Genomic DNA, 20,251 nt, shown 5'->3' with positions numbered 1-20,251 from the left:
GCAGATAGAGTCATCTGACCGGGTGAGCCGACGCGCCGCGATCAGGCCGGCTCGAGCGGGATCGCGAGACGGAACAGGGTGCCCAGGTCGCTGGTCGCCACCAGCGACAGCTCGCCGCCATGCGCGCGGACCAGATCGCGCGCGATGGCCAGTCCAAGCCCGGTCCCGCCGCTGCGGGCGGAGCCGGTAAACGGGCGGAACAGATTGGCCCGCGCCCGCTCCGGCAGGCCCGGCCCGTCATCGCCGATCTCGATCAGCAACTGCCCGGCCTCGATGCGGCCGACGACGACGACCCGCGCGGCCCCCGCCTCGGCGGCATTGCGCATGAGGTTGAGCAGCGCGCGCTGGATCTGCGTGCGGTCGAGCATCGGCGCGATATCCTCCGGCACGTCGATCTCGATCGCGAGCCCCTCGTGCAGCAGGCGCGTCTGCCCCGCCACCTCGCCCACCAGCGCCGCGAGCGGACATGCCGCCCGCAGCAGCGGCGGCGGCCCCTCGCGGGCGAAGCCGAGCGTATGGGTGACGAGGTCCGTCGCCCGCTCGACCGCATCGACCAGCGTCGCCGCCCCGCTGCGGATCGCGGGATCGGCGCTGCCCGAAAGCCGGTCGGCGACGAGCAGGGCGGTCGAGAGGATATTGCGCAGGTCGTGGCTGATCTTCGCCACCGCCGTGCCCAGCGCCGCCAGCCGCGCATTGCGCCACAGCGCCGCGCGCAGCTCGGTCTGCATCGTCGCGAGTTCGCGCGCGGCGATGGCGATTTCATCGCCCCTGAGCGGTTCGCCCGCGGCCACGGCCAGCGGCATCGCATGCTCCGGGTCCTCGCGGAAACGGGCGATGCTCTCGGTCAGGCGCCGCATCGGCAGCACCAGGATCCGGTTGAGCACCAGATAGACCATCAGCCCCGTCAGCAGCGCGATCGCCACCGACAGCGCCGCGATATGCTCGACATAGCGCCACAGATGCGCCGCGAGAACCGGATTGTGCACCACGATCTGCACGATCACCCCGTGCTGCAGCGGGCTCGGCGCGGTCACCAGCACGTCGCGCGGCGCGAGGCCGAACTGCACCTCGATCGCCCGGACCACCGAGCCGAACAGCGTTTCATGCGCGAGGTTGATCGCCCCTTCCGCGTGAACGGTGCCGCGCGGCGGCAGGACCAGGATGCTGCGTCCCCCCTGCGCCAGGCGGATCGCCTCGGTGCCCGAAAGCCGCAGCAACTCGTTGCGGGTCGACAGGTCGACAACCCCGTGCGGCGCCGCCGACACCGTCAGCGCCGCCAGATGCGCCTCGGTCACCCGGTTCACCAGCCACGCGCTGCGCTCCCGCCCGAGGCTGGGCAGCAGGATCATCACCTCGGTCAGCAGCGTGACGATCACGGTCAGCCAGAGCAGCCTCGCCGACAGGCTATGGCCGATCCAGCGCCCGAAGACGTTGCGCAGCGCGCTCAGGCGGCCTCCGCGCGGAAGGCGGCGCGCCCGGCCTCGAACAGCCGGTCGAGAAAGGCGCGGTCGGCATAGGCGCGGGATTCGGGCGAAAGCCCGGCCAGCGCCCGGTCGGCGGGATATTCGACGAAGTCGAGATCCGCCGGCAGCAGCGCGCACTCCGCGTCGATCGCGGTCTGGAACGCCAGCTCCTGCACCCGGTTGAGAATATCCGCCGGCTGGCTCGGCACCCCCGCCCGCAACCGGCTCTGCGCGCGGATCAGCACGAGCCGCTCCGGCGCCAGCTCCAGCAGCGGCCCGAGCGGCGGGTTGCCCGAATAGGCCCCGTCCCAATACGCCACACCGTCGATCAGCACCGGCGGGAACAGCGTCGGCAGGCAGGACGAGGCCAGCAGCGCGTCCACGGTGACGTCGTCATTGGTGAAAATCCTGGGCCGGCCGGATTCCACCGCGGTCGCGGCGATGAACAGGCGCGGCGCCGCCGGCGCGCGCAGCGCCTCGCGGTCGAGCAGGTCGGCGAGGATCGGGCGCAGCGGGTTCTGCCCCAGCGGGTTGACCGAGGCCTGGCCGAACAGGCTGAGGACCGTGGCGATCCCCTGCATCGCGAGGTTGCTGCCGAATTCGCGGCCGGCCTCGAAGCCGGGCAGCCAGCGGTCGAGATGCGAGGTCAGCGGTGCGAGCATGTTGGTGGCGACCACGCGGTCCCAGAACTGCGCCATCGCGGCACGCGCGCCGTCCGCCCCGCCGCGGACGAGGCCCTGCACCGCCATCGTGCCGAGGATCGCCCCGGACGAGACGCCGCAGACGGCATCGAACGTCTCGCCCGTTGCCAGCAGCGCGTCGAGCACGCCCCAGGCATAGGCCCCGTGCGACCCGCCCCCTTGCAGGGCGAGCGCGGTTCGGCAAACACTTCGGGCCGGGATTTTCATCGCCTCAATCTGCACGGTCGGAGCAGGGTTGGGCAAGCGGGCGACGATCTTTATCCCCGGCTGCTGCCGGCTTTGTTGACGCCGCCCCCCACAATGCCTAAAGAAAGCCCCCAGCAGGAAGCCGCTCCCGACGGATTGCGGCATCCTATCTGTTTCCTGAATTCCAACCGGCGTTTGCCTTCGGCAATCGCCTCTACGGCAATCATCGGAGTTGAGACCGTGAAGCGCACCTACCAACCCTCCAAGCTCGTCCGCAAGCGTCGTCATGGCTTCCGCTCGCGGATGGAAACCGTCGGCGGCCGCAAGGTCCTGGCGAATCGCCGCGCCAAGGGTCGGAAGCGCCTTTCCGCCTGATTTTTCCTCGCGTCCGCCCGGCGCCGCGCGCCTGCCTGCGCGGCCGGGCCGGGAACTGGTCACGATCATGCGCGCCGCGCCCCTCCACTCCCTGCCTCAGCGTGCCGATTTCCTGCGCGCTGCGAGCCATGGGCGAAAGATGGCGCGCGCCGGTTTTGTCGTGCAAATCCTGCGTACCACGCCCGGCGCTCCCATCCGCCTCGGCCTGACCGCGAGCCGCAAGGTCGGCAACGCGGTGATCCGCAACCGCGCCCGGCGCCGGCTGCGAGCCCTCGCGTGCGAGGAATTGCTGGCCCGCAAGCTGAGCGGTGCCGATATCGTGCTGATCGCCCGCAAGGGCACCGCCGAGATCGATTTCGCCACCCTGAGGGCCGATTTCCGCGCGGTGCTGGACACGGCCTTCCCCCCGCTCACCGCCCCGGCCGCAGCACCGTGACTCCGGCGACGAAACTGCTGCGTGGCGGCGTGCGCGCCTACCAGCTCACCCTGTCCTCGGTGCTGGGCGGACAGTGCCGCTTCTATCCTTCCTGCAGCGCCTATGCGATGGAAGCCCTCGCGGTTCACGGCGCGATGCGCGGCTCCGCCCTCGCCGCGCGGCGCATCCTGCGCTGCCATCCCTGGAACCCGGGCGGGATCGACCCCGTGCCGCCGCCCCCTCACCACGACGAGATGAAACAGAATGGATAACCGACGGCTTCTCTACGCGATTTCGATCTCTCTGGTGATCCTCGTGCTGTTCCAGGTCATCGCGAGCTACGTGCTGCCGCCGCCGAAAAAGGCCCCGCCCCACGCGGTCGCCCACACCGCCCAGACGCAGACGGCCCAGACGGCCCGGACCCAGACTGGACCCGGCGTGCCGGCGCCGCAGCAAGCCGCCCCGGCCGCAACCCCCGGCGGGACGGCGACCGCGGCGACCGCCTCCGGCCCGCGCCTTGCGATCTCGACCCCGCTGCTCAAGGGCTCGATGAGCCTTGTCGGCGCCCGGCTCGATGATCTGGTGCTGACCCATTATCACGAAACGGTGCAGAAAACCTCGCCGCTGGTGCGCCTGCTCGCCCGCGCCGGCAGTGCGAAATCCTATTACGTGCAGTTCGGCTGGGATGCCGCCCCCGGCAGCAGCCTCAAGGTGCCCGGCCCGCAGACGGTCTGGACAAGCTCCGGCGGCGATCTCTCGCCCAGCCACCCGGTCACCCTCTCCTGGGATAACGGCGCGGGCGTCACCTTCGAGCTTCTCCTCGCGGTCGACCGCCAATACATGTTCACCGTCCAGCAGCGCGCCATCAACCACTCCGGCGCCGCGGTCGAGGTCTATCCCTGGTCGCGCATCCGCCGCGACTTCCTGCCGCAGGAGCCCGGCTCCTTCACCCTGCACAAGGGCCCGATCGGCGTGTTCCACGGCACGCTGCACGAGATGGGCTATGAGGGGGTGAAATCCGGCGGCAAGCACCCGAATGCCGGCGAGGCGCCCGGCACCGCCTACCAGACCACCAATCTCGGCGGCTGGGCCGGCATCACCGGCAAATACTGGCTGACCGCGCTGGTCCCGAGCCAGGGCCGCGAGTCGATCGGCGCCTATCGCTACCTCGCAACCCCGGGCAAGACCGATCACGGCGCCTATCAGGTCGACTACATGACCGCCAAGCCGCTCGACGCCGCCCCCGGCGCCACCGCCTCGGCGACGACGCATGTCTTCGCCGGCGCCAAGGTGCTCAGCATCCTCAGCCACTACCAAACGCAATATCGCATCCCCCTGTTCGAGCGGGCGATCGATTTCGGCTGGTTCTTCTTCCTCACCAAGCCGATCTTCATCGCGCTCGACTATCTCGCCGGCGTGTTCGGCAACATGGGTGTGGCGATCATCGTCTTCACCATCGGGCTGAAGCTGGTGCTGTTCCCGCTGGTCCGCACCTCCTACCGCTCGATGGCGCGGATGCGCGCGATCACGCCGAAGGTCCAGGCGCTGCGCGAGCGCTACAAGGACGACCAGATGCAGCAGCAGAAGGAGATCATGGCGCTCTACAAGGCCGAGGGCGTCAACCCCGCCGCCGGCTGCCTGCCGATGCTGCCGCAGATCCCGATCTTCTTCTCGCTCTACAAGGTCATCTTCATCTCGATCGGCATGCGCCACGCGCCCTTCGCGCTCTGGATCCACGATCTCTCGGCCGAAGACCCGACCAACATCTTCAACCTGTTCGGCCTGATCCCGTTCCACCCGAGCACGCTCTCGCCCTTCCTGCATCTCGGCATCCTGCCGATCATCATGGGCATCACCATGTGGGGCCAGCAGAAGCTGAACCCGCCGCCGCCGGACCCGACCCAGGCGAAGATGATGCAGTTCATGCCGGTGATCTTCACCTTCATGCTCGGCCGCTTCGCCGCCGGCCTCGTGCTGTATTACTGCGTGAACAACACGCTCACGATCATCCAGCAATGGACGATCATGCGCAGCACCAACGCCGCCCCCCGCGCCGCCGCCAACGCCAACGCCAAGGGCTGAGCGCGCGCATGGACGAACCCCAAACCCCCGAGGCGAGCGAAACCCCCGAGGCGAGCCAGGCGACCGACGCAACCGACCCGACCGACGCGATCGACGCGATCGAGGAAGGACGGAAGCTCTTCGCCCGCGGGGCGCGGTTCTTCCACGCCGCGCAGACCGCCGAGAGGCTTCCCGAGCCGGAAGGCATCGAGATCGCCCTCGCCGGCCGCTCGAATGTCGGCAAGTCGACGCTGATCAACGCGATCACCGGCCAGCTCGCCCTCGCCCGCGTCGCCCAGGCGCCCGGCCGCACGCGCCAGCTCAACTTCTTCCGCGTCGGCGAGGGTCCGCTGACCATCGTCGACATGCCCGGCTATGGCTACGCCGCCGCCCCCAAGGCGGTGAAGCGGGACTGGCAGGGCCTGATGTTCCGCTATCTGCGCGGCCGGCCCAATCTGCGCCGCGTGCTGCTGCTGATGGATGCGCGGATCGAGGACAAGCCGGCCGACCACGCGGTGATGGAACTGCTCGACCAGGCGGCCGTCTCCTTCCAGGTCGTGCTGACCAAGGCCGACAAGATGAAGCCCGAGGCGCTCGCCGCCAAGCGCGCCACCATCGAGGCGATCGCCCGGCGTCACCCCGCGGCGCTGAACGAGGTGTTCGTCACCTCCGGCGAAACCGGCGCCGGCATTGCCGAGCTGCGCGCGGTGATCCACGGCCTGCTGGCTTGACCGCCCGCGCCCGCCTTCATAGAGCATCATCCGATCCGAAAGGATCGGAAAGCGCCCTGGAGCGCTTCATCCGGCCAGCTCGCTCGATCTGACCGGACGACGCTCTGGACCGCCGGAACAGCAAGGGAAGATCCTGCCGTCATGACGATTTCCGACCGCCACGCCGACGCCGCCGAACAGGCCCGCATCGTTGCCCTGGCTCTGCCCTATCTGCGCCGCTATGCCGGGGCGACGATCGTGGTGAAATATGGCGGCCACGCGATGGGCGAGGACTCGCTCGCCGAGGAATTCGGGCGCGATATCGCCCTGCTCAAGCAGGTCGGCATCAACCCCGTGGTGGTGCATGGCGGCGGGCCGCAGATCAACGCCATGCTCAAGCGGCTGGCGATCCAGTCCACCTTCGTCGATGGCCTGCGCGTGACCGACGCGGCGATGGTCGAGGTGGTCGAGATGGTTCTCGCCGGCACGGTGAACAAGATGGTCGCCGGGCTGATCAACCGGGCCGGCGCGCTGGCCGTCGGCATCTGCGGCAAGGATGGCGGGCTGATCCGTGCGCGCAAGCTGACCCGGACGACGCGCGACCCCGAGGGCGCGATCGAGCGCGCGCTCGATCTCGGCTTCGTCGGCGAGCCGGAACATGTCGATGTCCGGGTGATCCACGCGCTCACCGGTGCGGGGCTCATCCCCGTTGTCGCCCCCGTCGGCGTCGGCGAGGACGGCGCGACCTACAACATCAACGCCGATACGGTCGCGGGCGCCATCGCCGGCGCGCTCGGCGCCAACCGCCTGCTGATGCTGACCGATGTCGCCGGCGTGCTCGACCGCAACGGCACGCTGATCCCCGACCTGTCGATCCCCGAAATCGACGCCCTGCGCGCCGACGGCACGATTTCCGGCGGCATGATCCCCAAGGTCGAAACCTGCATCGACGCCGTCCGCCATGGCGTGAAGGGCGCCACCATCGTCGATGGCCGCGTCCCCCATGCCTGCCTGCTCGAATTGTTCACCGAAGGCGGCATCGGCACGCTGATCCACGCCTGAGCGCTGCCGGCCGCGTCCTGCCGGGCCGGGTGCTGCCGCGCCGGGCCGCCCGGCTCAGGCCGCGCGTGCCGGCAGACGCTTCACGTTCGCATCCGCGGCGATGCTGAACTGGCCCAGCAATTCGGTCAGCGATGCCGCCTCGGACGACATGCCATGGCTCGCCGCCGTGGTTTCCTCCACCATCGCCGCGTTCTGCTGCGTCACCTGGTCCATCTGGTTGACCGCGAGATTGACCTCGGCAAGCCCGGTGGATTGTTCCTGCGACGACGCGGCGATCTCGGCGACCAGCCCATCGAGCGCCGAAACCTGCCTGGCGATGCGCTGCAAGGCCGAGCCGGTCTCGCCCACGAGCTGCACGCCGGCCGACACTTCCCGATCGGAGGTGGCGATCAGCCCCTGGATTTCCCGCGCCGCCGCCGCCGAGCGCTGGGCGAGGGCGCGCACCTCGGTGGCGACCACCGCGAAGCCGCGGCCCGCATCGCCCGCCCGCGCCGCCTCGACCCCGGCATTGAGGGCGAGCAGGTTGGTCTGGAACGCGATCTCGTCGATCAGCCCGCTGATCTGCCCGATCTCGCGCGACGACGCCTCGATCGCGCCCATCGCCTGCACCGCCTTGCGGACGATCTCGTCGGAGTGATCGGTTTCCGACCGCGCATCCCCCATCAGCCTCTTCGCCGCGCTGGTGCCCTCGGCGGTGCGCCGCACCGTCGCGGTGATCTGCTCCAGCGCCGCCGAGGTCTGCTCCAGCGTCGCCGCCTGCTGCTCGGTCCGCCGCGCCAGATCGTCGGAAGCGGCGGTGATTTCATGCGCCCCCGAGCGCACGGCATCGGCATTGCGCGCGATCATCGCCATCACGTCGTGCAGTTGCAGGATCGCGCCGTTGAAATCGTGGCGCAGCTTTTCATACTCGGCGGCGAGCGGACGGCTGAGCTGGAACAGCAGGTCGCCGCTGGCCAGGCGTTCGAGCCCGTCTCCGAGTGCGGCGATCGCCTGCGCCTGCTGCCGGGCGCGGTCCACCCGCTCGGCATCGAGCGCGCGACGGATATCGTCGGCTTCCTGCCGCTGCGCGACGGCCTCGCCCGCGGTCGTCACCTGCGCGGTGAGAACCGTCTTCAGCGCCTCGATGTCGGCCCGCATGCGCGCGAAGCTCCCCGCCCGGCGCTTTGCCTGATCCTGCGTCACCGCGAGCTTCTTCACGCCGACATAAATGACCGCGATCGTCTCGTGATCGGCGATCACCGGCTCATAGATGGAGAAATATCTCTCGCCCAGAATCTCGGCCTCGCCGCGATAGGTGATGCCCTTGCCCAGCACCGCGTCATGGATCGGCCCCGGCGCCAGCCTGGTGCCGACCGCGCGGCCGCCCTCCGGCTTCTGCACATTGGTCGCCACCCGCAGGTCGCGCATGAAGATCGTCACCGTGCCGCCGAACCGCGCCTTGATGTCGTCGACGATATTGTCATCGCCATTGATCCGGTAGTCGCCGAACCAGAGGCACTCCCCCTCGATCCGCGGCTCGCCCAGCTCGGCCAGCCGGGCCCGCAGCGCGTCGATATTGCGGTCGAGCCCGTTCTGCGCCGTCATGTCCCGCTGCACCTCGGCGGCGTGCTGTGCCACCGCATGCAGTGCGGCGGCGAGCCGCGCGATCCGCGCGGTACACATCCGCCCCACGACCGCGACCGCCCCCGCCGCGACGAGCGCGACGACGAGCGCCCAGACGATCATGCGAACCGCGCTCCCCGACCCGCGTGGCCAGGCGACATGACAGGATCGGACGACATCGGCAGGGCTCCTTTCGCCAGGCAGGGTCGTCACCACGACCCCGACGATCAGCCTATCACGGCGCCCTTAACAAACTTCTAAAATTCTGGATTTCAGAGCAACGTCCGATCCGAAAGGATCGGAAAGTGCTCTACGGCGCCGCTGTCGGGTCCCGGCTGATCCGGACATGCTCGACCCGCCGTCCGTTCATCCCCAGCACCTCGAACCGCCAGCCGCCATAGGCGATGGCGTCGCCCTGCCGCGGCACCCGCTTGAGCAGCGCCAGCAGGAACCCCCCGAGCGTGTGATACGAGCCCTGCGCCGGCAGGTTCTCCAGCCCGAACCGGTGCGCCACCTCGTCGATCGGCTCCAGCCCGTCCAGCTCGTAGCGGTCCGGCTCCGGCTCGCCGACCTCGCCATACGCCGCCTCCTCGACATCACCGACGATCGCCTCCAGCAGGTCGCCCACCGTCACCATCCCCTCGAAACTGCCATACTCGTCGAGCACGAACGCCACCCCGAGCGGGTCCGATTTCAGCCGCTCCAGCGCATCCAGCGCGGAGACCGCGTCCGGCACCGCCAGCGGCTGGCGCAGCGCGGTGGCGATCGAGATGTCCTTGCCATCCAGCATCCGGTCGAGAATGTCCTTGGCCTGGACGATGCCGACCACGTTGTCGATGCTGCGGTCGCAGACCACGAAGCGCGAATGCGGCGCCGCCTTCAGCGCCGAGATCACCTGCCCGCGCGGCGCCGTCCGGTCGAGCCAGGCGATGTCCTGCCGCGGCGTCATGATCGCGCGCACCGGCTTGTCGGCCAGCCGCATCACCCGCTCCATCATGTCCCGCTCCTCGTATTCCAGCATGCCGGATTCGGTCCCCTCGGCGAGGATCGCCTTCAGCTCCTCCTCGCTGATCGCCCGCCGATGCGGATCGACCGGCCCGAACAGCCGCAACACGAGATCCGACGTCACGCCCAGCAGCCAGACCAGCGGGGCGGCGGCGCGGGCGAACATGTCGATCGGCCAGGCGACGAGACAGGCGATCCGCTCGGCATTGCGCAGCGCCAGCTGCTTGGGCACCAGCTCGCCGAACACCAGCGTCAGCAGCGTCACCCCCACTACCGTGATCGCCAGCGCCAGCGTATTGGCCAGCGGCGCCAGCGGGCGGATCAGCGCGATCGCCGGCGCCAGCGACTGGGCAAGCTGCGCGCCGCCCACCACGCCGGTCAGCACACTGATCGCGGTGATCCCGACCTGGACGGTGGGCAGAAAACGCTCCGGCGTCTCCGCCAGCGCGCGGGCCCGCGCCGCACCGCTCACGCCCTTGCGCGCGAACAGCGCCAGCGCCGCCTTGCGCGACGAGACCAGCGCCATCTCCGCCAGCGCGAATCCCGCGTTCAGCAGGATCAGCAAGGTCAAGACTATAACCAGAACAATAACGTGCATGCGATCCTTCAGTTCCGGTGAAAGGAAAACCGGTGCTATCCCCGCAACGATCTCCCCCAACGCAGCATAGCCGACACGCGCGGCGCGAACCACACGCCTTTCTTTGGCCATATTCCAGCCGACGCGCTGCCGCACTGCGCCATCACAACCCGTCCCAACGCGGACTTTTTCCGCGGGTCAAACGGACGATCGGTCATGACGCATCTCGCACGGATCAGCCCCCTGCCGCCTCGCACCAGCCCGCACCGCAATGCCGGCGGATGGCGCCATGCCGGCGCCTGGCTCGCCGCCATCGCCACCGGCGCTGCCGCCTTCGGCATATGGGCCATGCTCAACCGTCCGGCCACCAACATTCCCGCCTATCGCGGCGAGATCGGCGGCTTCGCCTTCTCGCCCTTCCGCGCCGGGCAGAGCCCGCAGAGCGGCGTCTATCCCTCGGTCGCCCAGATCCGCAGCGACCTCGCCCTCGTCGCGAAACACACGCACGACATCCGCACCTACACGGTCGAGGGCGATCTCGGCCAGATCCCCGCCCTCGCCGCGCCCTACCACCTCAACGTCACCCTCGGCGCCTGGCTCGACCAGCACACCAAGGCCAACGAGGCCGAGCTGAAGAAGGTCGTCAAGATCGCCAACGCCAATGCCGACGTGAAGTCCGTCATGGTCGGCAACGAGGTAATCCTGCGCCGCAACCTCACCGTGCCCGAACTCGCCGCCGACATCCGATACGTCAAGCAGCGCGTGCACGTGCCGGTCTCCACCGCCGAGCCCTGGCATGTCTGGCTGCACCACCCCGAGCTTGCGAAATCGGTCGATTTCATCACCGTGCATCTCCTCCCCTACTGGGAGGGCGTTCCGGAAAAGGACGCGGTGAACTACGCGCTGATGCGGCTGCACGAGGTCGAGAAACGCTTCCCCGGCAAGAAGGTCGTCATCGGCGAGATCGGCTGGCCGTCGGACGGCATCGATATCGGCGCCGCCCGCGCCTCGCGCGTCCTGCAGGCGCGCTTCCTGCGCGACTTCTTCAACATCGCGCAGAAGCAGCATCTCGACTATTTCGTGATGGAAGCGTTCGACCAGCCCTGGAAAACCAGCTTCGAGGGCCGCGCCGCCGGCTATTGGGGCATGTGGTCGCTCAACCGCCAGGCCAAATGGTCGCTCTCCGGCCCGGTGCAGCAGAACCGCGCCTGGCTCGCCTGGGCGCTCGGCTCCACCCTGCTCGGCGCCCTGCTCACCCTGCTGATGCTCCGCACCCGCCCCGATCTGCGCTGGCAGGGCAAGCTCCTGTTCGCCGGCCTCGTGCAGGGCTTCGGCGCCGCCCTCGCCGCGCTGCTGATGACGATGGGCGAGACCTACCTCTCCTGGTCCGCCGCCGCCGTCTGGGCAACGCTCGCCGCCGGCCAGGCGCTGCTGCTCGTCCTGCTCGTCGCCGACAGTTTCGACCTGGTGGAAACCCTGTTCGGCCGGGTGCGGCTGCGCCATTACGAGCCGGTGCCCGCCCCCCAGGGCACGAAACTGCCCAAGGTCTCGCTGCACGTCGCCATCTGCAACGAGCCGCCCGAGATGGTGAAGCAGACGCTCAACGCCCTCGCCGCCCTCGACTACGGGAATTTCGAGGTGCTGGTGATCGACAACAACACCAAGGACCCCGCGGTGTGGGAGCCGGTCGCCGCCCATTGCGCGCGGCTCGGCGAGCAGTTCCGCTTCTTCACCCTCGGCCAGTATCCCGGCTACAAGGCGGGCGCGCTGAACTTCGCCCTGCGCGAAACCGCGCCGGACGCCGAGATCATCGGCGTCATCGACTCCGACTACATCGTCGATCCCGACTGGCTGCGCTGCATGGTCCCCGCCTTCGCCGACCCGAAAGTGGGCTTCACCCAGTCGCCGCAGGACTACCGCGACAATGACGGCTCGCTCTTCAAGCGGATGATGTTCTGGGAATATGCCGGCTTCTTCCATATCGGCATGGTCAACCGCAACGAGCGCAACGCCGTCATCCAGCACGGCACGATGACGCTGATCCGCAAGGCGGCGCTCGATGCCGAGGGCGGCTGGGCCGAATGGTGCATCACCGAAGACAGCGAGCTTGGCCTGCGCCTGTTCCGCAAGGGGTTCGAGGCGGTCTATTCCAAGCGCAGCTTCGGCCGCGGCGTGATGCCGGACGATTTCAACGCCTTCCGCAAGCAGCGCTACCGCTGGGCCTATGGCGCGATGCGGATTTCCCGCGAGCACTGGAAGGCGTTCCTCTCGCCGTTCGACCGCACGCTGACGATCGGCCAGCGCTGGCACTTCGTCACCGGCTGGCTGCCCTGGATCGGCGATGCGCTGGGCCTTGCCTTCGTGCTGCTCGGCCTCGCCTGGTCGGCCGGGCTGATCCTCGACCCGGTGCGCTTCGAATTCCCGATCATCCTGTTCATGCTGCCCTCGATCGGCCTGTTCGCCTTCAAGATCGTGCAGATCTTCGCGCTCTACGCCGCCCGCGTGCCCTGCGGCCGGGCGGACCGGCTGGGGGCTGCCGTCGCCGGCCTCGCGCTCTCGCACAGCATCGGCAAGGCGGTCTGGAAGGGCCTGTTCACCGACCGCCTGCCCTTCATCCGCACCGCCAAGATGGAAAACGCCCCCGCTCTGGTGCAGGGCCTGTTCATGGTGCGCGAAGAGCTGGTCCTGCTCGCCCTCACCTGGGGCGCGCTGCTCGGCGTCGGCTTCAGCCATCACTGGGCAACCCCGGAATGCCGCCTCTGGTGCCTGGTGCTGCTGACCCAGTCCCTGCCCTATCTCGCCTCGGTCTCGGTCTCGGTCATCGCCGCCCTTCCCGGCAAGACGCTCCACGCGCTGCCGATCCGCCAGCCGGCGATCCTCCCCCGCTCGCGCATGCCGATCAGCGCGCGCACCGCGGCCGGCGACTGACTGGCGCCTGATCCGATCGGATGGTGACATCTGATCGGATCAGGATGCTCAGGTTATCAGCACGCGCACGGCATGAAAAAGGGGCGGCAGGATATCTCCTGCCGCCCCTTTCCATGGTCCGATCCTGGAGCACTTTCCGATCCAGAAGGATCGGATCTTGCTTCAGCCGCCGATGCGGTCCAGCTCGCGCAGCACAGCGTCGCCCATCGTGCGGGTGCCGATCCGCGCCGTGCCCTTCTGCTCGATATCCGCGGTGCGCATGCCGCTCGCCAGCACGCTGGACACCGCCGCCTCGATCGCCGCCGCATCGTCCTGCATGTCGAAGGAATAGCGCAGCAGCATCGCGAGGCTGAGGATCTGCGCCAGCGGATTGGCGATGCCCTTGCCTGCGATATCCGGCGCCGAACCGTGGATCGGCTCGTAGAGTGCATGCCGCCGTCCCGCCGCATCCGGCGCGCCGAGCGTCGCCGAGGGCAGCATCCCGAGCGAGCCGGTCAGCATCGAGGCGAGGTCGGAGAGCAGGTCGCCGAACAGGTTGCCGGTCACGATCACGTCGAACTGGCGCGGATTCTTCGCCAGCTGCATCGCGCAATTATCGGCATACATGTGCGAGAGCTGCACGTCCGGATACTCCGCTGCCCCGAGGGCCGCAACCGTCTGCCGCCAGAGCAGGCCGGATTCCATCACGTTCGCCTTCTCCACGCTGGTCAGCCGCCCCTGCCGCTTGCGCGCCAGCTCGAAAGCGACCCGCGCCACCCGCTCGATCTCCGGCGTGGTGTAGACCTCGGTATTGATCCCGCGCTTGGTGCCATCCGGCAGGGTCTCGACCCCGCGCGGCTCGCCGAAATAGATCCCGCCCGTCGATTCCCGGACGATCATGATATCGAGCCCGCGCACGATCTCCGCCTTCAGCGGGCTCGCGTCGATCAGCGCATCGAACACCGGCGCCGGGCGCAGATTGGCGAACAGGCCGAGCTGCTTGCGCAATTCGAGAATGGCGAGTTCCGGCCGGTTGTCGAAAGGCTGGTTGTCCCATTGCGGCCCGCCCACGGCGCCGAACAGCACGGCATCCGCCTCCAGCGCCCGCCCGATCACCGGTGCGGTGATCGGCTTGCCCGTCACCTCGATCGAGGCGCCGCCAACGAGATCCTCGGCGAGTTCGAACCGCGCCCGGCCGCTGCGCGCCAGCCAGTCGATCACCCGGCGGGCTTCGGCCATCACCTCGGGGCCGATGCCGTCCCCCGGCAGGAGCAGCAATTTCCGGTTCGCAATCATGGTCGTCTCTCCCTTGGGGTCTGTGCGGCGTATCACCGGTCGGGCAGGCGGATCAGACGGACTCGATCCGCGGCCGCCAGGCCGCGCCGTCCAGCTTCGCCTCATAAGCGTCGATCGAGGGCGCCTTCTCCAGCGTCAGGCCGATATCGTCGAGCCCCTCCAGCAGGCAGCGCTTGCGGAACGGATCGATCTCGAAACCATAGGCCTCGCCATCCGGCCGCGAGACGGTCTGCGCCGCGAGATCGACGATGATCCGCGCATTCGCCCCCGATTCCGCATCCTCCATCAGCGCCTCGCATTGTTCGCGCGGCAGCACGATCGGCAGGATGCCGTTCTTGAAACAGTTGTTGAAGAAAATGTCGGCGAAGCTCGGCGCGATCACGCAGCGGATGCCGAAATCCAGCAGCGCCCAGGGCGCGTGCTCGCGCGACGAGCCGCAGCCGAAATTCTCCCCGGCGACAAGGATATGCGCCTGCCGGTAGGGCTCGCGGTTCAGCACGAAATCCGGGTTCTCGCTGCCATCCTCGTTGTAGCGCAGCCCGGCGAAGGCGTGCTTGCCAAGCCCCGAGCGCTTGATCGTCTTGAGGAAGCGCGCCGGGATGATCTTGTCGGTATCGACATTCGCCATCCTGAGCGGGGCGGCGACCGCCTCCAGCCGTTCGAACCTGTCCATCATGCCATCTCCCGTGGATCGGCGAGCGCGCCGGTAATCGCCGAGGCCGCCGCCATCGCCGGCGACACCAGATGCGTGCGTCCGCCCGGCCCCTGCCGGCCCTCGAAATTCCGGTTCGAGGTGCTGGCGCAGCGCTCGCCGGGCTTCAGCTTGTCGGGGTTCATGCCAAGGCACATCGAACACCCCGCCTCGCGCCATTCGAACCCGGCATCGAGAAACACCTGGGCGAGGCCCTCGGCTTCGGCCTGAGCCTTCACCAGGCCGGAACCCGGCACCACCATGGCCCGCACATGGCCGGCGACCCGCCTGCCCCGCACGATCCCGGCGGCCACCCGCAAATCCTCGATCCGCGAATTGGTGCAGGAGCCGATGAACACGGCGTCGATCTTCGTGCCCTTCAGCGCCTGCCCCGGTGCGAGATCCATGTAGTGCAACATCCGCTCCATCTGCGCCCGGCGGCCGGCATCCGGCTCGGCCGCGGGGTCGGGCACATGGCCGGTGATCGGCACCACCGTCTCCGGGCTGGTCCCCCAGGTCACCTGCGGCACGAGGGTCGACGCATCGATCGTCACCACCCGGTCGTACTGCGCGCCCTCGTCGGAGACGAGCGTCTTCCAGTATTCGATCGCCCGCTCCAGCGCCTCGCCCTTCGGCGCGTAGGGCCGGCCGCGCACATACGCGAACGTCGTCTCGTCCGGCGCGATCAGCCCGGCCCGCGCCCCCGCCTCGATCGACATGTTGCAGACGGTCATCCGCCCGGCCATGTCGAGCGCGCGGATCGCAGCGCCGGCATATTCGATCACATGCCCGTTGCCGCCGGCGGTGCCGATCTCGCCGATGATCGCCAGCACGATATCCTTCGCCGAGCAGCCCGGCGGCAGCGTGCCATCCACCCGCACCAGCATGTTCTTCGCCGGCTTCTGCAACAGCGTCTGCGTCGCCAGCACATGCTCGACCTCGGAGGTGCCGATGCCGAAGGCCAGCGCGCCCATCGCGCCATGGGTCGAGGTGTGGGAATCGCCGCAGACGATCGTCATCCCCGGCAGCGAAATCCCCTGCTCCGGCCCGATCACGTGAACGATGCCCTGCCGCGCGTCGGTCACCGGGATATAGGGCACGCCGAAGGCGGCGACATTCTGTTCGAGGGTGGCGACCTGCAACGCGCTCTCCGGCTCGGCGATGCCGGCGGCGCGGTCCTCGGTCGGCACGTTGTGATCGGCGACCGCGATGGTCGCATCCACCCGCCGCACCTTGCGCCCGGCCATCCGCAGCCCCTCGAAGGCCTGCGGGCTGGTCACCTCATGGACGAGATGCCGGTCGATATAGAGAACCGCCGTGCCGTCGGGCATGCGATCGACGACATGCGCCGCCCAGATCTTGTCGAACAATGTCGAAGCCATGCGTGCGTCCTCCGGGTCTAGAGCACGTTCCGATCCGATTGGATCGGAACGTGCTCTATCATTTTGATGCTCCAGGTGTCGGCACGGGCCGGATATCCGCTCCGCACAAGGCATGAGCGTGCGGGCCCTGACACCTTGGGGGTTTCAGTCAGAGCGGCATCGGACGGCAGACGCAGAGGCGCCCGCGTGATGCCCCTCCGGCCGAAACCGTGCTGCGCGGGCGGCGCGCCGCCCGGCGGGGATGGCAGGGGGCGTGAGGCCCCCTGGCGCTCCCCCGGCGCGTATCAGCCGGCGTTGGTCTCGCGCGCGGCCTCGGCGATGCGGGCGGACTTGCCGCGGCGGCCGCGCAGGTAATACAGCTTCGCCCGACGCACCACGCCCCGGCGGGTGACGGCGATCTCGGTCACGTTCGGCGAATAGAGCGGGAACACGCGCTCGACGCCCTCGCCATACGAAATCTTCCGCACGGTGAAGTTCGAGTTGATGCCGCGATTCGACCGCGCGATGCACACGCCCTCGAACGCCTGGATACGGGTGCGCTCACCCTCGGTCACCCGGACCGAGACGCGGAGATTGTCGCCCGGCTTGAAATCCGGCACGGCGCGGGCTTCCGCGAGCTTGCCGATCTGCTCGGCGTCGATGGTCTGGATCACGTTCATGTCTGGCATCCTTTCGGGGGAGTTCATTTACGGAAGAGCCGGCTGGCTGGCAATGTGCCGGGCCCATAGATCTGGTCTGCGCCGCCTGGTCACGGCCTCGGCCTCGGCGCGGCGCCAGGCGGCGATGGCGGCATGATGGCCGGAGAGCAGCGCCTCCGGCACCGCCCGCCCCTGCCACACGGCAGGGCGGGTATAATGCGGATATTCGAGCAGCGTATCCTCCGAGAAGCTTTCCTCCTCGGCGCTCTCCGCCGCCCCCATCACGCCCGGCAGCAGGCGGATGGTCGCATCGAGCAGCGCGAGCGCCGCGATCTCGCCGCCCGAGAGCACGAAATCGCCAAGGCTGATCTCCTCGGCCTCGTTGGCATCGAGGGCGCGCTGGTCGAACCCCTCGAACCGGCCGCAGAGCAATACCGCACCCGGCCCTTCGGCAAGCCGGCGGATGCGCGCCTGGGTCAGCGGCGCGCCGCGTGGGGTAAGCGCCAATAGCGGCCGCCCGTCCCGCGCCTGGCCGATCGCGGCATCCAGCACGTCCGGCCGCAGCACCATGCCCGCGCCGCCGCCAAACGGCGTGTCGTCCACCGCGCGATGCCGGCCGAGGCCGAAATCGCGCAGGTTCACGCAGTCCAGCGCCCAGATTCCCGTCTCCAGCGCGCGTCCGGCCAGCGACTGGCCGAGCGGCCCCGGAAACATCTCGGGGAACAGGGTGATGATGGTGGCGCGGAAGCTCATTCCCGCATCTCCACCTCGGCCGGCCGCACCACCACGGCGCGGCCGCCGTGCAGGTCGATCTCCGGCACCACCGCGCGGGTGAAGGGCAGCAGCGAGCCGTCGGAAAGTTCGATGCTCGCCCCCGCGCCGAAATCATGCACCGCGCGGATCGTGCCGAGTGCCGCGCCATCCGGTGCGACGGCATGCAGCCCGATGAGGTCGGCGAAATAGAATTCGTCCTCGTCCTCGGGCGGCGGCAGGTCGGCCCGGCGCACATAGAGCCGGAGATTGGTCAGCTTCGCCGCCGCATCGCGATCGGCGATCGCGGCGGTCTCGTCACCCTCGCCGATGGTGACGCGCGCGATCCCCGCCCCGGTCCAGGCGAGCCCGACCCGCCGGCCGCGCTCATCGCGCAACGGCAGCTCGGCCAGCCCCTCCGGGTCCGGCGAATAGGTGGTGACATGCACGGCCCCGCGCACACCGTGGGGCCGGCCGATCACGCCCATCAGGATCAGGCGATCATCCATCGCTCGGCCGCTGGATCAGGCCTCGGCGGCCTTGGCGCGCTCGGCGGCGCGCTCCTGCGCCTTCTTCTTCGGCGCGGACTGCACCGGCTGCTCGCGGAACGCCGGCATCGGCGCGAGGCCGGCCTTGCCGATGAAGCGGGCAACGCGATCGGTCGCCTGCGCGCCCTGGCTCAGCCAGTGCGTCACGCGATCGGTCACGAGGCGGATGCGATCCTCGTGATCGGCCGGCAGCATCGGGTTGTAGGTGCCGATGCGCTCGATGAACTTGCCATCGCGCGGGCTGCGCGAGTCGGCGACGACGATATGGTAGAACGGCCGCTTCTTCGCACCCGCGCGGGCCAGTCTGATCTTCAACGACATTCCATTGTCTCCTGGTCAGTAGTCTCGGTGGCGGCCAACCCGGCCGCCGTGGTGTCAGTCCGGGCCGAAGCCCGTTATTTCGCTCCGGGCCGAAGCCCGCGGTTTCAGTCAGGGCCGAAGCCCGCGGTCTCAAAACGAGCCGCAGCCCGCGATCCCGAAACGGGCAAGCACCCGCGATCTCAGAACGGGCGGCGCCCGCCTCCCTGCGGCAGCAGCGCGGCCAGCCCGCCGCGCGCGAGGCCCTTCTGGCCCAGCTTCTGCGCCCGCTTCATCATGTCCTTCATCTGCTCGAACTGCTTGAGCAGCCGGTTGACCTCCTGCACCGAGGTGCCCGAACCCGCCGCCACGCGCTTTTTCCGGCTCGCCTTCATGATGTCCGGATTGGCCCGCTCGGCCTTGGTCATCGAGGCGATGATCGCCGCCTGCCGCTTCAGGATCGAAGTGTCGAGATCCGCCTCGGCGAGCTGCTGCTTGATCTTCCCCACGCCGGGCAGCATGCCCATGATCCCCGACAGCGACCCCATCTTGGTGATCTGCTTGAGCTGCTCGGCATAATCCTCGAGGTCGAACTTGCCGCGCGCCATCTTCTTGGCGAGCTGTTCGGCCTTCTGCTGGTCGACGTTTTCCGCCGCCTTCTCGACCAGGCTGACAATGTCGCCCATGCCGAGGATGCGCCCGGCGATGCGCTCGGGATGGAACGGCTCCAGCGCATCGAGCTTCTCGCCCATGCCCATCAGCTTGATCGGCGCGCCCGTCACCGCCCGCATCGACAGCGCGGCGCCGCCGCGCGCGTCGCCATCGAGCCTTGTCATGACGATGCCGGTGACGCTCACCGCCTCGTTGAAGGCCGTCGCCGTGGCGAGCGCGTCCTGGCCGGTCATCGCGTCGACCACCAGCAGCGTCTCCGCCGGCGCCGTCACGTCGCGGATCGCCTTGACCTCGTCCATCAGCGCCTGGTCGATCGCGAGCCGCCCGGCGGTATCGAGGATGACGACGTCGAACACTTCGCGCCGCCCGGTCTCCATCGCCCGCCGCGCGATCTCTACCGGATTCTCCCCCGGCACGATCGGCAGGCTCGCCACCCCGGCGCGCTCGGCCAGCTGCGCGAGCTGGAGCTGCGCCGCCGGGCGCTGGGTATCGAGGCTCGCCAGCAGCACCTTCTTGCGCTGCTTCTCCTTGAGCAGGAGCGCGATCTTGCCCGAGGTCGTGGTCTTGCCCGACCCCTGCAACCCGACCATCAGGAACGGGATCGGTGATGCCGCGTTGAGGTTGAGCGGCACCGCCCCCTCGCCGCCGAGCGCGTCGACCAGCGCGTCATTGACGATCTTGACGACCTGCTGCCCCGGCGAGACCGCCCGCAGCACGTCCGCGCCCACCGCCTGCAACCGCACCTTGGCGATGAAATCCCGCACCACCGGCAAAGCGACGTCGGCTTCGAGCAACGCGAGGCGGATATCCCGCATCGCCTCGATCACATCGCTTTCGGACAGCGCGCCGCGCCGGCGCAACCGGTCGAAAACATCCCCGAGCTTGCCCGACAGGGCGTCAAACATCGCAACCC

The 20,251-nt window shown here is 68.9% G+C and carries 19 protein-coding genes; 7 read left to right on the top strand and 12 right to left on the bottom strand.

The genetic code is table 11. The features are described from left to right. Window positions 1-41: 41 nt before the first annotated feature. Complete coding sequence (locus tag HUW10_RS12970; protein ID WP_236656380.1) at window positions 42-1,376, bottom strand: HAMP domain-containing sensor histidine kinase; 1,335 nt, start codon at window positions 1,374-1,376, stop codon at window positions 42-44. A 68-nt stretch (window positions 1,377-1,444) separates the two neighbouring features. Continuing rightward, complete coding sequence (locus HUW10_RS12965) at window positions 1,445-2,407, bottom strand: patatin-like phospholipase family protein (RefSeq protein WP_236656379.1); 963 nt, start codon at window positions 2,405-2,407, stop codon at window positions 1,445-1,447. 183 nt (window positions 2,408-2,590) lie between these two features. Between HUW10_RS12965 and rpmH the strand changes: the two genes are divergently transcribed. From rpmH to argB, 6 genes are all read left to right on the top strand, one after another. Next, window positions 2,591-2,725: a 50S ribosomal protein L34 gene (gene rpmH, locus HUW10_RS12960; RefSeq protein ID WP_076454639.1), complete on the top strand. Its 135-nt coding sequence runs from the start codon at window positions 2,591-2,593 to the stop codon at window positions 2,723-2,725. A gap of 67 nt (window positions 2,726-2,792) precedes the next feature. After that, on the top strand, window positions 2,793-3,161 hold the full coding sequence (gene rnpA, locus HUW10_RS12955; protein ID WP_174503889.1) for a ribonuclease P protein component: 369 nt from the start codon (window positions 2,793-2,795) through the stop codon (window positions 3,159-3,161). Continuing rightward, window positions 3,158-3,412 (top strand): membrane protein insertion efficiency factor YidD, encoded by a 255-nt coding sequence (gene yidD, locus HUW10_RS12950; RefSeq protein WP_174503888.1) that lies wholly within the window; start codon window positions 3,158-3,160, stop codon window positions 3,410-3,412. The genes rnpA and yidD overlap by 4 nt, the downstream gene beginning before the upstream one ends. After that, window positions 3,405-5,222 (top strand): membrane protein insertase YidC, encoded by a 1,818-nt coding sequence (gene yidC, locus HUW10_RS12945; RefSeq protein ID WP_174503887.1) that lies wholly within the window; start codon window positions 3,405-3,407, stop codon window positions 5,220-5,222. The genes yidD and yidC overlap by 8 nt, the downstream gene beginning before the upstream one ends. 8 nt (window positions 5,223-5,230) lie before the next feature. Then, the gene (gene yihA / locus HUW10_RS12940) at window positions 5,231-5,932 is read left to right on the top strand and encodes a ribosome biogenesis GTP-binding protein YihA/YsxC (protein WP_236656378.1); all 702 of its coding nucleotides are present in this window, start codon (window positions 5,231-5,233) and stop codon (window positions 5,930-5,932) included. Window positions 5,933-6,073: 141 nt separating this feature from the next. Then, a complete protein-coding gene (argB, locus tag HUW10_RS12935; RefSeq protein ID WP_174503886.1) occupies window positions 6,074-6,973 on the top strand; it encodes an acetylglutamate kinase in 900 nt (299 codons plus the stop codon). 54 nt (window positions 6,974-7,027) lie between these two features. Here the strand turns inward: argB and HUW10_RS12930 are convergent, their stop codons facing one another. Further along, window positions 7,028-8,698: a methyl-accepting chemotaxis protein gene (locus HUW10_RS12930; protein ID WP_236656377.1), complete on the bottom strand. Its 1,671-nt coding sequence runs from the start codon at window positions 8,696-8,698 to the stop codon at window positions 7,028-7,030. Between the two features lie 187 nt (window positions 8,699-8,885). After that, the gene (locus tag HUW10_RS12925) at window positions 8,886-10,178 is read right to left on the bottom strand and encodes a hemolysin family protein (RefSeq protein WP_174503885.1); all 1,293 of its coding nucleotides are present in this window, start codon (window positions 10,176-10,178) and stop codon (window positions 8,886-8,888) included. 195 nt (window positions 10,179-10,373) lie between these two features. Between HUW10_RS12925 and HUW10_RS12920 the strand changes: the two genes are divergently transcribed. Next, a complete protein-coding gene (locus HUW10_RS12920) occupies window positions 10,374-13,085 on the top strand; it encodes a glycosyltransferase (protein WP_174503884.1) in 2,712 nt (903 codons plus the stop codon). 162 nt (window positions 13,086-13,247) lie between these two features. On the opposite strand, the gene leuB is transcribed toward HUW10_RS12920, so the two are convergent. The 8 genes from leuB to ffh all read right to left on the bottom strand — a co-directional run bounded on the left by leuB (window position 13,248) and on the right by ffh (window position 20,243). Next, window positions 13,248-14,360 carry a 3-isopropylmalate dehydrogenase gene (gene leuB / locus HUW10_RS12915; protein WP_174503883.1) on the bottom strand — a complete coding sequence of 371 codons (1,113 nt, stop codon included), beginning with the start codon at window positions 14,358-14,360 and terminating at the stop codon, window positions 13,248-13,250. 52 nt (window positions 14,361-14,412) lie between these two features. Further along, on the bottom strand, window positions 14,413-15,033 hold the full coding sequence (gene leuD / locus HUW10_RS12910; RefSeq protein WP_174504870.1) for a 3-isopropylmalate dehydratase small subunit: 621 nt from the start codon (window positions 15,031-15,033) through the stop codon (window positions 14,413-14,415). Next, window positions 15,033-16,433, bottom strand: a complete 1,401-nt coding sequence (gene leuC, locus HUW10_RS12905) for a 3-isopropylmalate dehydratase large subunit (protein WP_174503882.1) — start codon at window positions 16,431-16,433, stop codon at window positions 15,033-15,035. Before leuC ends, leuD begins: the two co-directional genes overlap by 1 nt. Before the next feature lie 284 nt (window positions 16,434-16,717). Next, on the bottom strand, window positions 16,718-17,092 hold the full coding sequence (gene rplS / locus HUW10_RS12900; RefSeq protein WP_174503881.1) for a 50S ribosomal protein L19: 375 nt from the start codon (window positions 17,090-17,092) through the stop codon (window positions 16,718-16,720). A 27-nt stretch (window positions 17,093-17,119) separates the two neighbouring features. Beyond that, window positions 17,120-17,824: a tRNA (guanosine(37)-N1)-methyltransferase TrmD gene (gene trmD, locus HUW10_RS12895; RefSeq protein ID WP_174503880.1), complete on the bottom strand. Its 705-nt coding sequence runs from the start codon at window positions 17,822-17,824 to the stop codon at window positions 17,120-17,122. Continuing rightward, the gene (gene rimM / locus HUW10_RS12890) at window positions 17,821-18,330 is read right to left on the bottom strand and encodes a ribosome maturation factor RimM (RefSeq protein WP_174503879.1); all 510 of its coding nucleotides are present in this window, start codon (window positions 18,328-18,330) and stop codon (window positions 17,821-17,823) included. Before rimM ends, trmD begins: the two co-directional genes overlap by 4 nt. Window positions 18,331-18,345: 15 nt before the next feature. Continuing rightward, entirely contained in the window at window positions 18,346-18,690 is a 345-nt protein-coding gene (gene rpsP, locus HUW10_RS12885) for a 30S ribosomal protein S16 (protein ID WP_007421700.1), read from the bottom strand. A 179-nt stretch (window positions 18,691-18,869) separates the two neighbouring features. After that, window positions 18,870-20,243 (bottom strand): signal recognition particle protein, encoded by a 1,374-nt coding sequence (gene ffh, locus HUW10_RS12880; protein WP_174503878.1) that lies wholly within the window; start codon window positions 20,241-20,243, stop codon window positions 18,870-18,872. Window positions 20,244-20,251: the final 8 nt, after the last annotated feature.

This window comes from Acidiphilium sp. C61 (assembly GCF_905116885.1).
Lineage (GTDB): Bacteria > Pseudomonadota > Alphaproteobacteria > Acetobacterales > Acetobacteraceae > Acidiphilium.
The sequence above is the reverse complement of the archived record's forward strand: the minus strand, read 5'-3'. Positions and strand labels throughout refer to the sequence as shown.